Origin of the sequence: Corynebacterium pseudotuberculosis, from assembly GCF_002155265.1 — a bacterium.
GTDB lineage: Bacteria > Actinomycetota > Actinomycetes > Mycobacteriales > Mycobacteriaceae > Corynebacterium > Corynebacterium pseudotuberculosis.
The window spans coordinates 1,606,304-1,620,616 of sequence record NZ_CP021251.1 but is presented as its reverse complement, the minus strand read 5'-3'; the positions used below and the strand labels follow the sequence as shown (position 1 = coordinate 1,620,616).

General features: G+C 50.2%; 13 protein-coding genes. 3 read left to right on the top strand and 10 right to left on the bottom strand.

Going from position 1 to position 14,313, the window contains the following annotated elements:
* Positions 1–27 precede the first annotated feature (27 nt).
* The 6 genes from pyrF to pyrR form a co-directional block, all read right to left on the bottom strand.
* Positions 28–852, bottom strand: a complete 825-nt coding sequence (gene pyrF / locus CpATCC19410_RS07535) for an orotidine-5'-phosphate decarboxylase (RefSeq protein WP_171010425.1) — start codon at positions 850–852, stop codon at positions 28–30.
* A gap of 21 nt (positions 853–873) precedes the next feature.
* Positions 874–4,236: a carbamoyl-phosphate synthase large subunit gene (carB, locus tag CpATCC19410_RS07530; RefSeq protein ID WP_013241986.1), complete on the bottom strand. Its 3,363-nt coding sequence runs from the start codon at positions 4,234–4,236 to the stop codon at positions 874–876.
* Positions 4,237–4,257: 21 nt separating this feature from the next.
* Positions 4,258–5,490, bottom strand: a complete 1,233-nt coding sequence (carA, locus tag CpATCC19410_RS07525; RefSeq protein ID WP_013241987.1) for a glutamine-hydrolyzing carbamoyl-phosphate synthase small subunit — start codon at positions 5,488–5,490, stop codon at positions 4,258–4,260.
* A gap of 104 nt (positions 5,491–5,594) precedes the next feature.
* Positions 5,595–6,953 (bottom strand): dihydroorotase, encoded by a 1,359-nt coding sequence (locus tag CpATCC19410_RS07520; protein ID WP_013241988.1) that lies wholly within the window; start codon positions 6,951–6,953, stop codon positions 5,595–5,597.
* Between the two features lie 17 nt (positions 6,954–6,970).
* Entirely contained in the window at positions 6,971–7,912 is a 942-nt protein-coding gene (locus CpATCC19410_RS07515) for an aspartate carbamoyltransferase catalytic subunit (RefSeq protein ID WP_013241989.1), read from the bottom strand.
* Positions 7,872–8,486 (bottom strand): bifunctional pyr operon transcriptional regulator/uracil phosphoribosyltransferase PyrR, encoded by a 615-nt coding sequence (gene pyrR / locus CpATCC19410_RS07510; protein WP_041480480.1) that lies wholly within the window; start codon positions 8,484–8,486, stop codon positions 7,872–7,874. The genes CpATCC19410_RS07515 and pyrR overlap by 41 nt, the downstream gene beginning before the upstream one ends.
* Before the next feature lie 479 nt (positions 8,487–8,965).
* On the opposite strand from pyrR, the gene CpATCC19410_RS07505 reads away from it, so the two are divergent.
* Genes CpATCC19410_RS07505 through CpATCC19410_RS07495 form a run of 3 tightly spaced genes read left to right on the top strand, consistent with a single transcriptional unit; the run spans position 8,966 to position 11,244 of the window.
* Positions 8,966–10,345 (top strand): TIGR01777 family oxidoreductase, encoded by a 1,380-nt coding sequence (locus CpATCC19410_RS07505; RefSeq protein WP_013241991.1) that lies wholly within the window; start codon positions 8,966–8,968, stop codon positions 10,343–10,345.
* Positions 10,346–10,349: 4 nt separating this feature from the next.
* On the top strand, positions 10,350–10,823 hold the full coding sequence (locus CpATCC19410_RS07500) for a type III secretion system chaperone family protein (protein WP_014300721.1): 474 nt from the start codon (positions 10,350–10,352) through the stop codon (positions 10,821–10,823).
* Complete coding sequence (locus CpATCC19410_RS07495) at positions 10,816–11,244, top strand: YbjN domain-containing protein (RefSeq protein WP_013241993.1); 429 nt, start codon at positions 10,816–10,818, stop codon at positions 11,242–11,244. The genes CpATCC19410_RS07500 and CpATCC19410_RS07495 overlap by 8 nt, the downstream gene beginning before the upstream one ends.
* Positions 11,245–11,341: 97 nt before the next feature.
* Here CpATCC19410_RS07495 and nusB read toward each other — a convergent pair whose 3' ends face one another.
* The 4 genes from nusB to aroQ all read right to left on the bottom strand — a co-directional run bounded on the left by nusB (position 11,342) and on the right by aroQ (position 14,312).
* Positions 11,342–11,968 (bottom strand): transcription antitermination factor NusB, encoded by a 627-nt coding sequence (nusB, locus tag CpATCC19410_RS07490; RefSeq protein WP_013241994.1) that lies wholly within the window; start codon positions 11,966–11,968, stop codon positions 11,342–11,344.
* Between the two features lie 8 nt (positions 11,969–11,976).
* A complete protein-coding gene (efp, locus tag CpATCC19410_RS07485; RefSeq protein WP_013241995.1) occupies positions 11,977–12,540 on the bottom strand; it encodes an elongation factor P in 564 nt (187 codons plus the stop codon).
* Between the two features lie 161 nt (positions 12,541–12,701).
* Positions 12,702–13,793, bottom strand: coding sequence for a M24 family metallopeptidase (locus tag CpATCC19410_RS07480; RefSeq protein ID WP_013241996.1), 1,092 nt, complete (start codon positions 13,791–13,793; stop codon positions 12,702–12,704).
* Between the two features lie 78 nt (positions 13,794–13,871).
* A complete protein-coding gene (aroQ, locus tag CpATCC19410_RS07475) occupies positions 13,872–14,312 on the bottom strand; it encodes a type II 3-dehydroquinate dehydratase (RefSeq protein ID WP_013241997.1) in 441 nt (146 codons plus the stop codon).
* Position 14,313: the final 1 nt, after the last annotated feature.

The window sequence follows — 14,313 nt, the reverse complement described above, 5'->3', positions numbered from 1 at the left end:
GTCAAATTCCTACTAGCTGGGAAAACATTAATCTCTAAAATCTAATACGGAGAGAGCTACCGCATCTTTAAGTGCCTCCACTGACGGCCCTCTCGAAAGAATCGCACGAGAGATATTTGGGAAAGCAAGCTCTGTAATGCCCTCAGTAATCCGCGTTATATCCTCTGCTGTCGCACCCTGCGCTCCCACACCAGGAAGCAGAACAGGGCCAGCGAGCTGAGACAGATTAGGAGGTTCCACAAGAGTGGCTCCAACTACTACTCCGATATTTCCAGCGTTACCGACTGCAGCGTGCTCAGCGTTATCTCGGGCCACTGAATCCACAATCTGCTGAGATATCGTTCTTCCCTGGCTATCCCTGTGGTCTTGAAGCAGACGAGCCTCAGGATTAGAGGTCGCGGCTAAGACAAAGACCCCTCGATTTTTCTTCTCTGCGATATCCAATACTGGTTTCAACGAACCATACCCAAGATAAGGAGACACCGTAACCGCGTCGCAACATAGCGGTGACGCATCGTCTAGCCATGCGGTGGCATAACCTGCCATTGTGGACCCGATGTCTCCTCGTTTGGCGTCGGCAAGCACCAAAGTGCCAGCGTCGCGCAAATGCGAGATTGCGTCTTCCAGAATTGCAAATCCTGAAGAACCATAAGATTCATAGAAGGCAACTTGTGGCTTTACTAACGCGATATTTCCAGCGAAGGCCTCTACGCAGATCTCTGTAAAAGCTGCTAATCCCTGAACATTCAAAGAAAGACCCCATCGCTCCAACAGAGCGGCATGTGGATCAATGCCCACACAAAGTCTGCCGTGAGTAGCTCCTGCTTGCTTAAGCCGCTCACCAAAAGTTATCTGTGATCCTGTCACTGCGTATTACTTTCCGCTCAATGAGTGGTCTAGTTCTTGCAGAGCACGCACGCTGAGTTCGCCTTGCTGCAGTGCCTCAATGCCTTGTACAGCGGCCGTAACACCTTGAACCGTGGTTACTAACGGCACTCCAGCTGAAACAGCCGCGGCACGAATCTGGTAGCCATCATGGCGGGCTCCAGACGAGCCGGCCGGTGTATTCAGAATAAGATCGATTTCACCAGCGTTGATGATGTCTACGATCGATCTACGTCCGCCCAAATCCCCTCGCTCTGCAGCTTCCTTAGCTTGCGTCTGCTTGAGAACAACCTCACACTCAATACCGTTGCGTCGCAGCATTCCCGCGGTACCAGACGTAGCTAGAACTTTGAATCCTAAGGAAGCTAAACGTTGGATCGGGAAAATGAGAGTCCTTTTATCCCTATTGGCTACTGAGACAAAAACGGTGCCAGAGGTAGGTAGCGCCCCAAATGCGGCTTGTTCGGCTTTAGCGTAGGCCGCACCAAAATTATCTGCGAGCCCCATAACCTCACCAGTAGATTTCATCTCTGGACTGAGCAGCGTATCGAGCATGCTGCCGTCTGGGCGACGGAAACGGTTGAATGGCAGAACTGCTTCCTTGACTGCAATGGGAGAATGCTCTGGCAAGGAGCCACCATCGAAGTCAGTAGGGATCATTCCTTCTTTCTGCAGCTCAGAAATTGTTGCCCCCGCCATAATGCGGGCTGCTGCCTTGGCAAGCGGAACCCCCGTGGCTTTTGAAACAAACGGGACTGTCCGCGAAGCCCTAGGATTAGCCTCAATAACATACAAGATGTCGTCTTTGAGAGCGTATTGAACATTCATCAGTCCTCGCACGCCGATGCCATGCGCAAGCGCCTCAGTAGAACGCCTCACTGTCTCAATGTCTTCTGCGCCTAAGGTCATAGGGGGAAGCGCACAAGCCGAATCACCCGAGTGAATTCCGGCCTCCTCGATGTGTTCCATCACGCCAGCCAGATAAACGTTGTCGCCGTCGCATAATGCATCGACGTCAATCTCAATAGCGTTGTCCAAGAACCTATCGACGAGAACCGGATGGTCACTAGTGATCTCCGTGGCGCGATCAATATAACTATGTAGCGCTTTTTCGTCATATACGATTTCCATTCCTCTGCCGCCTAGGACATAGGAAGGACGTACAAGCACTGGATAGCCGATCCGAGACGCTACTTCTTTAGCGTCCTCAAATGAGGTAGCCGTACCAAATTCCGGTGCTGGCAGTTGCGCAGCTTTAAGAACATTTCCAAACTCGCCGCGGTCCTCGGCCAGGTTAATTGCCTCTGGACTGGTACCAATAACGGGCAGTCCTGCATCCCTCAGCTTCTCAGCCAGCCCCAGCGGAGTTTGCCCGCCTAGCTGAACAATAACTCCTGCTACCGTGCCGGATTGAGCCTCTGCGTGGTAAACCTCCATAACGTCTTCGAAGGTCAAAGGTTCAAAGTAAAGGCGATCGGCAGTGTCATAGTCAGTAGAAACAGTCTCAGGGTTGCAGTTAACCATCACCGTTTCATAGCCCACGCGTGAAAGCTCAAGTGCGGCATGAACACAAGAGTAGTCAAACTCAATGCCTTGACCGATCCGGTTCGGTCCCGAGCCCAGGATAATCATTTTCTCTTTTTCCGCTTGAGGGCGAACCTCGGACTCCGCATTCGGATCCAGCTCATAAGCGGAATAATGATACGGGGTGGTAGCTTCAAATTCCGCAGCACACGTATCTACTGTTTTAAAAACAGGCCGAACGCCTAAGGACCAACGCAAACGACGCACGCCATCCTCACCGGCAAACTCAGGACGTAGGGCGGCGATCTGTTTATCAGACAGACCCAGGAACTTCGCGCGACGCAGCAAAGGCTCGTCTAGGACTGGTGCCGCTACTAGTTCCTCACGGAAATCCACAAGCGCTTGCAGCTCTGCAAGGAACCAGGGATCAAGCCCTGAAGCTTCATGGACTTGCTCAATGCTAGCCCCTAGACGAAGTGCAAGCTCTGCATCATAAATTCGTCCTTGCGTAGGACGCTTCAAGTCTTCCAGCACTGCCTCAACATCTTGCGCGCGTTCCCCGGCAAAGGACTCATCGCTGGTAGTCCAGAAACCTGCCTGTTTGTTCTCCAAAGAGCGCATAACTTTGCCTAACGACGCAATGTAGTTGCGCCCCAGCGCCATGGCCTCACCGACTGATTTCATCGTCGTAGTCAGGGTGTCATCAGACCCCACAAACTTTTCAAAGGCAAAGCGTGGAGCCTTCACCACTACGTAATCCAGCGTTGGTTCAAAAGCTGCAGGAGTAACTCCCGTGATGTCATTAGTAATTTCGTCCAGCGTATAACCGATAGCCAGTTTCGCCGCGATCTTTGCAATAGGAAAGCCCGTGGCCTTTGATGCCAAAGCTGAAGAACGCGATACACGCGGATTCATTTCAATAGTGATCAATCGACCATCTGCGGGATTCACTGCGAATTGGATGTTGCAGCCACCCGTGTCTACGCCGACTTCCCGGATGATAGCGATACCCTGGTCGCGCATCTTCTGATACTCGCGGTCGGTGAGGGTAAGCGCAGGGGCAACAGTTACAGAGTCTCCTGTGTGAACCCCCAGGGCATCGACATTTTCAATAGAACAAATAATAACCACGTTGTCCGCGCCATCGCGCATCAACTCAAGTTCATATTCTTTCCAACCGAGAATTGATTCTTCGATCAAAACATTCGCTTCCGGTGAAGCTGCTAAGCCACCACCAGCAATGCTATCCAAGTCTTCTTGGGTAAACGCCAAGCCGGAGCCAAGGCCACCCATGGTAAAGGAAGGACGTACCACCACAGGAAGACCGAGCTCCTGAACGGTCTCATAAACTTCATCCATATTGTGGCAAACACGGGAACGCGCCGACTCGCCACCGACTTTGGTAACGATGTCTTTGAATTTCTGTCGATCCTCGCCGCGCTCAATTGCATCAATATCAGCACCGATAAGCTCAACACCATACTTTTTCAAAGAACCACGACGGTCAAGTTGGATAGCCGCGTTCAATGCTGTTTGCCCGCCTAGAGTGGCAAGAACTGCATCAACTGGGTGCCCCTCAGCTATTTCTTTTTCAAAGATCTTCTCAATGTATTCTGGCTGGATAGGCTCAACATAAGTGTGATCTGCGAACTCCGGATCTGTCATGATTGTCGCTGGATTGGAGTTGATCAAGGTCACTCGAAGACCTTCTTCTTTAAGCACCCGGCAGGCTTGGGTGCCCGAATAATCAAATTCACAGGCTTGACCGATAACGATAGGGCCAGAGCCGATAACCAGGACGTGTTTGATGTCAGTACGCTTAGGCATATTTTGAAAACCTTCCTGGTTTTAGTTCGCAGTAACAGCGGAGTTGTGAGTGGACATCAGTTCAACAAACTGATCGAACAGCGGGTTCGCATCATGAGGACCAGCTGCGGCTTCGGGATGATATTGAACGGAGTAAGCAAGTCCGTTAACCAATGCAACGCCTTCTACAGTGTCATCATTAAGACACGTATGCGTTACGTGCGCATCACCAAAAGGAGTCTCAAATATCTCTCCAGCTTTGCCTTCTAATGCAAAGCCATGATTTTGCGCTGTGATATCAATTTTCCCGGTGAGATGATTAAGGACGGGAACGTTAATCCCTCGGTGCCCAAATTTCATCTTGTAAGTGTTCAGGCCCAAGGCACGACCAAGGATCTGATTACCAAAACAAATACCGAATAATGGGATTTTGTGTTCAAGAACTTTTTGAATGATCCCAACCATAACGTCTGCTGTTGCAGGGTCACCTGGGCCGTTGGAAATAAACACGCCATCAGGGTTGTACTCCACAATTTTCTGATATGGAGTGTTGGCTGGAACCACGATTGTCCGTATTCCCCGCGCAGCGAAGTTTCGGGGAGTATTAGTTTTAATACCCATGTCATAAGCAACCACCGTAAATTTGGCTTCGCCCTCTGCTTCAACTACATACGGCGTGTCGGTTGATACTTCACCAGCAAGATCGGCACCAGCCATGCTGGGCTGCCCCTTAACAATATCTACAAGTTCCTGAGGGTTACGCGTAGCGTCCTCTCCTGAGAAAATCCCTGCCGAGATCGAACCAAAGTTACGGAGGTGCCGGACAATAGTCCTCGTGTCCAGACCAGAGATCCCAACAATATTTTGAGCCTGCATTTCTTCTTCGAGGCTACGAGAGGCCCTCCAGTTGGAAACGCGATGGGAAAGATCGCGGATTACTAGCCCAGCGATCCAAATCTTTTCTCCGTAAGACTCACTATCTTCATCATTCCACCCGGTGTTACCAATATGCGGTGCAGCGGATACAACGATCTGGCGATGGTAGGAAGGATCCGTCATGGTCTCTTGATAACCAGTCATCGCAGTAGTGAATACGGCCTCACCAAGCGTGGTTCCTAAAGCACCAAAGGATTGACCTTTGAAAATACGTCCGTCTGCAAGAACAAGGACGGCTTCGGATCGGTTCTGGGACGTCGACGTCACTATGTCGCCTTTCTTAGCTATGTTTATATCCGCACCGCGATAGTCGCGCTGGGGTGAATCAGTTGTGGTCATGTTTTCCCTTTAAAATTCTTTCGGGAGCATGCTATGGACCTGCTTACCTCAGATTTACGTGTTGTGCAGAATCTGAGGCAAGAAATCAGAAAAACACTAAATTTTTAGGCAGAGCGCGGAAGCGCAGGTTGACCATCAATGCAGGTCACACGTCCGCGCAGGATAGTGGTAGTCACCTGAGCGTTAAACTCCATCCCTTCAAAAGGGGTATTTTCTGCTTTAGAGGCCATGTCACAGCCGTGGGCTATCCAAGAACGCTGAGGATTAACCACAGTCAAATTTGCTGGTTCTCCTACGGCGATAGGCCTTCCGTGCCCAGGAAGACGCAGAATTTCCGCAGGTCGCTCACTCATTACCTTTGCCACGAATCTCCAGTCCGCAAGACCGCTATCCACAAAAATCTGCGCAATGATCGCCAGCGAAGTCTCAAGCCCCAACATCCCGGGCTTAGCATGCTCAAACTCACAACACTTATCTTCAGATCCATGCGGTGCATGATCTGTGGCAACGCAATCGATAAAGCCATTCAAAAGTGCATCGCGCAGCGCCAATGTGTCCCGGTTTTCTCGCAACGGAGGGTTCACCCGATTAACTCCGTCATAAGTGTGCAGACGTTCGTCGGTAAGCAAAAGATGATGAGGAGTTACTTCCGCGGTTAAAGGAATATCCTGCGATTTTGCCCACTTAAGCAGTTCCACGGTGCCTTCAGTAGATGCATGACAGATATGCATTCTTCCACCGTAATCGCGGGCCAAAATAGCATCGCGGGCAACGATGGACTCTTCTGCAACGCGTGGCCAGCCACCTAAACCAAGCTCAGCAGCGATCTTTCCTTCATGAGCTACAGCGCCGTCAGTCAGGCGGGGATCCTCACAGTGTTGAGCCAAGAGAACGTCCATTCCTTTGGCATACTCCACGGCTCTACGCATGATGAGGGGATTATCAACGCATTTTCCATCGTCCGAGAACATACGAACCCTGGCATCCGAGTTAGCCATCATGCCAAACTCCGTAAGCTCTTTACCTTGGAGACCTTTAGTTATTGAGCCAACAGGGTGCACATCGCATAGTCCGATCTGTTGCGATTTAGCCCAAACAGATTCCGCGATAATCGGCTGGTCCAAAACTGGAAGCGTATTGGCCATAGTAAAAACTGCGGTAAAACCGCCTTTAGCTGCAGCTGCGGAACCAGTTGCGATCGTTTCCGTATCTTCGCGCCCTGGCTCACGTAGATGAACATGCATATCTACAAGACCTGGAAGGAGAACATTTCCTTCTCCGTCTATCACATCATCTGCGGAATAGTTCTTTGTATCCTCTCCTATAGCCGTGATTGTGCCGTCGGAGATAAATACGTCGAGCGGCTCACCTTCGCCATAGGGTCGAACGTTAGTAAGCAGAAGAGTCCGCTCTGGGGCGGGAGCAAGTTGTCCAGTCTCTGGGTAGTCGTTAGGGGTAGTCACTTCGAGCCAAACTCCTTTTAGAAACCGGGGGTATTTGTACCGGCGATGAGGGTAAACAGAACTGCCATTCGGGTATGCACGCCGTTATTTACTTGTTGGAGCACGGCTGTACGAGGCGCATCAGCTACGGTGTAATTAATTTCCATACCTCGCAGCATTGGTCCGGGATGCATAACTATTGCGTGATCTTGAAGTCGTGCCTCACGCTCCTTAGACATTCCATACAGCGATACATATTCGCGGTGTGACGGGAAAAATCCGCCATGCATACGCTCCTGCTGTACTCGGAGCATCATTACTGCATCTGCGTCTTTAATCTCTGCATCCATCGTGTACGAGTAACGAACAGGCCATTGTTCTATGCCCGTGGGCAACAGTGTAGGAGGTGCTACAAGCACCACTTCCGCCCCCAAACAGGTAAGAAGATCTACATTAGAACGGACTACACGAGAATGAAGGCAGTCCCCCACAATAACAATTTTGCGTCCTTCGATGTTTCCGAGCCGCTGCCGGATCGTAATGGCGTCGAGAAGCGCCTGTGTAGGGTGCTGGTGAGAACCATCGCCGGCGTTAATAACGCTAGGCCCGTGCCCCTCCGGAGCCACCCATTGTGCTAATTGCTGAGCTGCGCCGGAAGAAGGATGGCGGATTATGATAGCGTCAGCTCCGATAGCGGAGAGAGTCAAACCAGTATCTTTGAGGGATTCCCCCTTTTTCACGGAAGAAGAACTAGCTGAAATGTTAATAACATCAGCGCTCATCCATTTTCCGGCGGTTTCAAAAGAAGAGCGAGTCCTCGTGGAATTCTCGTAGAACAACGTGAAGATAGTCCGACCGCGAAGGGTAGGAAGCTTTTTAATCTCTCGTACGGTAAGCGCCTCGCGGAAGCGATCGGCCTCATCCATGATTCCGAGAATCTCATCTTTGCTGAGGTCTGCGATAGATAAAAGATGTTTCACGGCTAACCCCCAATGTTTCACGAGTCAGGATGACAGCATCCCGGCCATCAATTGCTTCGACTAGGACTTTCACGTCTTCTCCCCGAGAAGTTGGGAGATTTTTACCTACATAATCAGCACGAATAGGCAGCTGACGGTGACCGCGATCAACCAAAACGGCTAATTGGATAGTCTCGGGGCGTCCGATGTCTCGGAGTGCGTCTAAAGCAGCACGGATGGTACGTCCGGAGTAGAGAACATCATCAACGATAATAATATGCGTGCCGTCGATTCCTTCCTGAGGAATCAAGGTTGGTTGTAATGCACGATGAGGTTTTGTCCGCAGGTCATCACGATACAACGTAATGTCTAAAGAGCCTACGGGAACGGCTACATTGGCAAATTCGGAAATTTTTGCAGCCAAGTGGCGTGCTAAGGGAACTCCCCCGGAGGGAATGCCTAGTAGTATTACCGGCAACGAGTCCTCAGAATCCAGGGCCGTTTTTTCAATGATCTGGTGCGCGATGCGTGCGACAGTTCGAGAGACATCATCACTGCCCAGCAGCTCGATAATCTCTTGCGAGTTTTCGCTCATCGTGACCTCCTTTCCCGCCTCTCTGTGCGGTCTGTTAAAGGATGTCGAACATATATTTTTATAGTTCCACGAACCATCTATTGCGACCGTCAACTTTCAATGAAAGGCATCAGAGAAAACCGTCAGAAGCTTCACAATGGCTGGTGAAAACACAGTATAAAACTGTGACTGCAAGTGATAGTAGCACTTAGTTTCTCAATTCCCCACAAAGACCGCACATTTGTCCCTCATTCGCATGTGAGATACGCCTTGTTGTGCCACAAAACCTAGAAAATCGAGTTGATCAATACCGTTTGCACAGTCTTCTCACCACACAAACATCGCGCACATATGATTCCAGCACTTTGACTTTTCACGTGCCATGCCCCGCTGATCCCCACAGTTCCTGTTTAGCAGATAGACTCGGTCACATAGTGCCATACGATACTTATTGCTCAAAGATACCGATGTAGGCCGAGTGCCGTGTTTTAAGGAGCCATATGAGCTTTAGCACCACCCACGTGGTCCCAGCTTCCCGCAATGACGTTTGGACATGGCACACTCGCCCAGGCTCTATCGTGCGTCTTACTCCCCCATTTTTTCCCATGACCCCCACTCATGAGACACCTGATTTGGCCGCAGGCTCAACGGTCTTTTCGCTTCCAGCAGGACTGCGCTGGGAAGCTCGCCATGATTTATCGGGTTATGTCAAAGGATACAGATTCACCGATGTATGCGTAACGTCGCCAGTTAAAGCTTTAGCTAATTGGCGGCACGTACATGAGTTTTCTGATCACGTAGATGGCACAGCGATTACGGATACGGTATATACTCGCGCCCCTAAATCTATGCTCACTCCTTCCTTCGCGTATCGGCAACAACAACTGATACATGACATTGCAGCGGGCCAAAGATTTGCGGAAATACAACGGCGCAGCTTAGGAACCACCGCCCCGCTAACCGTGGCGATGACCGGTTCTCGTGGATTAATAGGAAAAGCGCTTCGTGCGCAGCTGACCTCTTTAGGGCACACAGTAATTCCGCTTGTTCGTTCACGAGCATCTGAAGGCGAGCGATTATGGGATCCTTCGAATCCCAGTAGTAGCCTTCTTGAAGGGGTAGACGCCCTCGTACATCTCGCAGGTGAACCAATAGCCGGACGATTCACGGACTCCCATAAAAAGGCGATTCGAGACTCCCGCGTCGAACCCTCCCAGCGTCTAGCAGCACTAATCGCAAAAAGTCCCACCTGCCATACTCTTGTGCAAGCATCTGCCGTTGGTTTTTATGGCGCGCAACGTGAGGAAGAAATACTAGGCGAGGACGCATCGGCAGGATCCGGTTTCCTCGCGGACGTTGTCAAAGATTGGGAGCTTGCTAGTTCCTCAGTTGCAGAAGCCGGTAAGCGAGCTGTCTATCTACGCACCGGTGCTACTCTGAGTGGTCGCGGCGGAATCCTTCCGGTACTTAAAACTCTTTTTTCTGTGGGCTTAGGAGGATCTTTTGAAGGGGGTGCTCCGTGGTTCTCGTGGATCTCCATCGATGACTTATGTGATCTTTATGTAAGAGCACTAGTTGACCCTTCAATGTCTGGCCCCATCAATGCTGTTGCTCCGAACCCCATCCGTAACCAGGATTTTGCAAAGGCTCTAGGAACCCAGCTTAAACGCCCCTCCAAGTTCCCCATTCCATCCATCGGGCCGAAATTAATTCTGGGTACTCAAGGCGCAGAAGAAGTTGCTTTTGCTAACCAGAGAGTCTCCCCCTCCGCGCTACTGAAACTCGGCCACACCTTCAGGTACTTACACGTTGATTCCTGCCTTGCGCATGAATTAGGCGGAGAACATTTAGCGGATGCTCCCGATGCCGGAGCAAAGTAACGCCATGAATACTTCCCATAATGTTTCATTAACAGAGCACAATCGACTCATTGTCACCCCGCTCAGCCTTAATACTGTAGAGGACGTCCTTGCTCAAGAAAACCTCGAGTATGTACGTGACGGGGAGATGGTGCGGACCGGCTTTATCAATAATTCCATCAGTCTAGCTATCTGCGACGGCTACCTCTTGGCGCGCAGCCAATGGCGCGCGAATGTCCCCACCGATCAAGGCGCTCAACTATTAGCACATGTTAATGAGTGGAATCTCACTACTTTACTACCAACAGTAAAATTTTATGAGACGACTGATCATAATTTGCGGGTTACTTCCCACCGAGCGTTACTAGTTTCCGAGGGGGCTAGTTTCAATCAGGTCGGAGCTTTCGTGGTATCTACCATCGATGCTTTTGTAGGTTTGTGGAACCATTTTGATGTTGCTTTCCCTCACCTTGTCAGTTGGGAGAACGCTGATGCCTGAGCCTCTAGCTACGAGCTTGGAGCGAGTTACTGCGATGATGTCCACGTTTGGAATCACGTTACGTATTATTGATTCACAACGAGGAATCGCCATGGCGAACCTTAACGGCGCGGAATTCGTTTTCATGGTTCTTCAATCAACCCTTGTCATACGTTCCGATCGAGCTTTATCCGGCGAAATTCCTGCTCTATGCATTGCTACCAATAGCGTTAATAATTCAGCAGTGCTGGGCTCAGTAACCATAGTAAATAGAACTACCCCGCCTCTTCTTCGAGCCGAGGTAGAGAATCCATGCGCAGCCGGGTTGACAGATAAACAACTACGTACTGTCTTAGAAACATCAATCAACACAGTTTTTAAGCTTTTCGACGCCTTCGACTCCGCGACTCGCTCATTAACGGAAAACAACGCTTTAAAATAAGCCAAAGGTCGTTATCCCATCGTCGACATGGGATCGACCTTTGGCTTGAATTTTAATGGCCCTTTTTAACAAGAACTAACTTACGTCTATCCAAAGACTATTCAAGAGCGCTACGATCCTCATCTGTAACCTCTGTCAAGGTATTCTCCGCTACGGTCTCCGGCTGTTCATCTAAGGAATCTTGTTCCGACGACTCTTCCGGAGATTCCTCAACAGGCTCAGCACGGTGACTTTCAATATTCTGAGCGATGCTATCAAGCAGAGCGTTGACATAGGCAGGCGCCACATCAGTTGAGTACTGGCTTACAAGTTCCACTCCATCAACAACAGCAGTAGCAACGGGGACGTCTTCATTAAAGATGAGTTCCCATACAGCAACGCGCAAAACAGCCCTGTCAACCGCAGAGATACGCTCAAGCTCCCAGTTCTCAGCTAGGTTCGCAGCGATAAGCCCATCGATTCGGTCAAGTTCTTGAGCCGTGCCCGCTACGATTTCCTTTGTATATGCGGCTACCGGAGCGACCCCAAGGTCTTGATGATAAGACAGAGCGATTCGGTCCTCTATGATCGCTACGGGGTCTACATCCCGCACTTCGGCTTCATAAAGAACTTCCGCTGCGCGGCGCCGCGCCTTATATCGGGAACCATGGCGTTTGCGCCCACGTACTCGTGAGGATTCCGAGGTTTTCCCTGCCTCGGAATTGTTCGTTTTAGATTCGCTCATGCCCACAACTAGTTATTGACGCGAGACAGGTAAGAACCATCACGGGTGTCAACCTTGACCACGTTTCCGGTCTCAATGAACAAAGGTACCTGGATCTCCGCACCGGTTTCCAAGGTAGCAGGCTTAGTACCTCCGGTGGAACGATCCCCTTGCAGGCCTGGATCGGTGTGCTCAACACGCAGGTCAACAGAGACGGGAAGGTCTGCGAACAGTGGCTCTCCTTCATGGAAGGAGACCTGAACTGATGTATTCTCCAAGAGGAAACGCGCAGCATCGCCCAAGATATGGGGAGCGAGTTCTACTTGCTCATAGTTCTTTTCATCCATGACCACGTAGTTGCTGCCATCGTTGTAAAGATAAGTCATGTCACGGCGATCAACCGTAGCGGTCTCTACCTTCACACCAGCATTGAAGGTTTTATCCGTAACCTTGCCTGAGACAACGTCTTTCAGCTTGGTACGAACAAAAGCAGGACCCTTACCCGGCTTGACGTGCTGGAACTCGATAATCTGCTGCAGTTTATTATCGATCTTAAGTACAAGACCGTTCTTGAAATCAGCGGTGGTTGCCACGCTTAGAACTTCTTTCTGTGGTTGGAAAGCCTAATGCTGTCAATAGCTTATCAAGGGTACACCATGGAACCCGATGTACTCATAACGAGGGTGCCCTTCTACATAAGAGTGGATCCCAACGACTTAGCTAATCCAGCACAAGACTGCAGTGTTTTTCGCTTTTAAAGAATCAAAAGATCTTTGGGCAGTTTGGTCAGATTTTCAGCGCCACCATGCTTAATGATGAGGGAATCTTCAATCCTTACCCCGCCACGATCAGGGACATAAATACCAGGTTCAATGGTCAATGTCATGTTTTCTTCAAGTACACCAGTACCAGTTTGCGCCGCAGAGGGAGCCTCATGCACGTCTAGGCCAAGCCCATGCCCTGTGGAGTGAACAAAAAAATCACCATAGCCAGCTTGTTCAATTACGGCCCGGCAAGCTCGGTCAACTTCCACAAGTTCCACACCGGGCACAGCAGCAGCGCAACCAGCCAGCTGGGCTTCTAACACGATGCCATAGATTTCTTGCGCAAAATCCGTCGCATGCCCCACCATAACGGTGCGCGTGGTATCAGAGTTATAACCCCAAGCGTGAGCGCCAAAATCAACTGTGACTATGTCTCCTGCTTGAATAACCCGAGATCCCGCTCCATGATGCGGCTTAGCTGAGTTAGGCCCTGAAGCTACAATTGAATCAAAGCTGGGCCGCTCTGCCCCTTTACGCCTCATCCGATATTCCAGGTCTGCCGCAACCTCCATTTCGGTACGCCCTGCCGCAATTTCGCCAGCGTCGATAAGCTCTTGAAAAGCCGAGTTAGCAATATCTGCGACTTCACGGAGCATATCAAGCTCGTGCGGATCTTTTTGCAGACGTATATTTTCAATCACTCCAGTCACTGGAACTAACGTGATGTCATCGCCACAGATTTTTTGCAGCATGTCTTTTTGAGCATAGGAAACATAATCAGCCTCAAAGCCAACACGACGAGGGCCAGAAACCTGAGATAATAATTCCTGGGCAGAATTGCGTTTGATCAGGGCCTCAATATCAGGAACTTCCTCCGCCACCTGCGTGGTATAACGACCATCCGCGCATATGCGCGCAGACAAATCTTTATTGAGGATAAGAGCCGCGTTAGAGCCCGAGAAACCAGACAAATACCTCACATGAGTGAGATGAGTAATCAACATGGAATCAATGCGCTGACTGGCTAGCTCTGCAGCTAAGGCCCTACGGCGCGTCTCAAATCGGGTGTCGTGCAAGGTCATTTCTATGCTCCATCTGAAATTGATCTCTAGAAAATTCGTGCTTTTTGAGTGCTCCGTGGCGCCTCACTCTTACGTAATTCAAGAATGACTATTGAGCACCAAATACTCAAGAGCTAATTCATATCCCATAACACCTAAACCAGCGATAACTCCTCGTGCTATAGGCGAAAGAAAACTGTGATGTCGGAATTCCTCACGCGCATGGATGTTGGAGATATGCACTTCTACAAAACCCGCGCCATCATGAATCTCTGCGAGAGCATCGCGCAACGATACTGAGGTATGAGTTAGACCGCCAGGATTAATGATCACAGGCCAGCCAGCATCAGCAGCCTCGTGCACCCAATCTATGAGTTCCCCCTCATAGTTGGATTGTTTAACAATAACCGTCACCCCCAGCGCATCAGCACGCTTCACGAGTAGTTTTTCCACATCAGCTAACGTGGTCCGACCATAAATTTCTGGTTGTCGTTTACCCAATCGGTCAAGGTTAGGTCCATTCAGAACCAGAATATTCATA

Bases quoted from the DNA above. Each gene is read 5' to 3' on its own strand.
- carB (WP_013241986.1), bottom strand. From the start codon at position 4,236: ATGCCTAAGCGTACTGACATCAAACACGTCCTGGTTATCGGCTCTGGC.
- carA (WP_013241987.1), bottom strand. From the start codon at position 5,490: ATGACCACAACTGATTCACCCCAGCGCGACTATCGCGGTGCGGATATA.
- pyrR (WP_041480480.1), bottom strand. From the start codon at position 8,486: ATGAGCGAAAACTCGCAAGAGATTATCGAGCTGCTGGGCAGTGATGAT.
- CpATCC19410_RS07505 (WP_013241991.1), top strand. From the start codon at position 8,966: ATGAGCTTTAGCACCACCCACGTGGTCCCAGCTTCCCGCAATGACGTT.
- CpATCC19410_RS07500 (WP_014300721.1), top strand. From the start codon at position 10,350: ATGAATACTTCCCATAATGTTTCATTAACAGAGCACAATCGACTCATT.
- CpATCC19410_RS07495 (WP_013241993.1), top strand. From the start codon at position 10,816: ATGCCTGAGCCTCTAGCTACGAGCTTGGAGCGAGTTACTGCGATGATG.
- nusB (WP_013241994.1), bottom strand. From the start codon at position 11,968: ATGAGCGAATCTAAAACGAACAATTCCGAGGCAGGGAAAACCTCGGAA.
- CpATCC19410_RS07480 (WP_013241996.1), bottom strand. From the start codon at position 13,793: ATGACCTTGCACGACACCCGATTTGAGACGCGCCGTAGGGCCTTAGCT.
- aroQ (WP_013241997.1), bottom strand. From the start codon at position 14,312: ATGAATATTCTGGTTCTGAATGGACCTAACCTTGACCGATTGGGTAAA.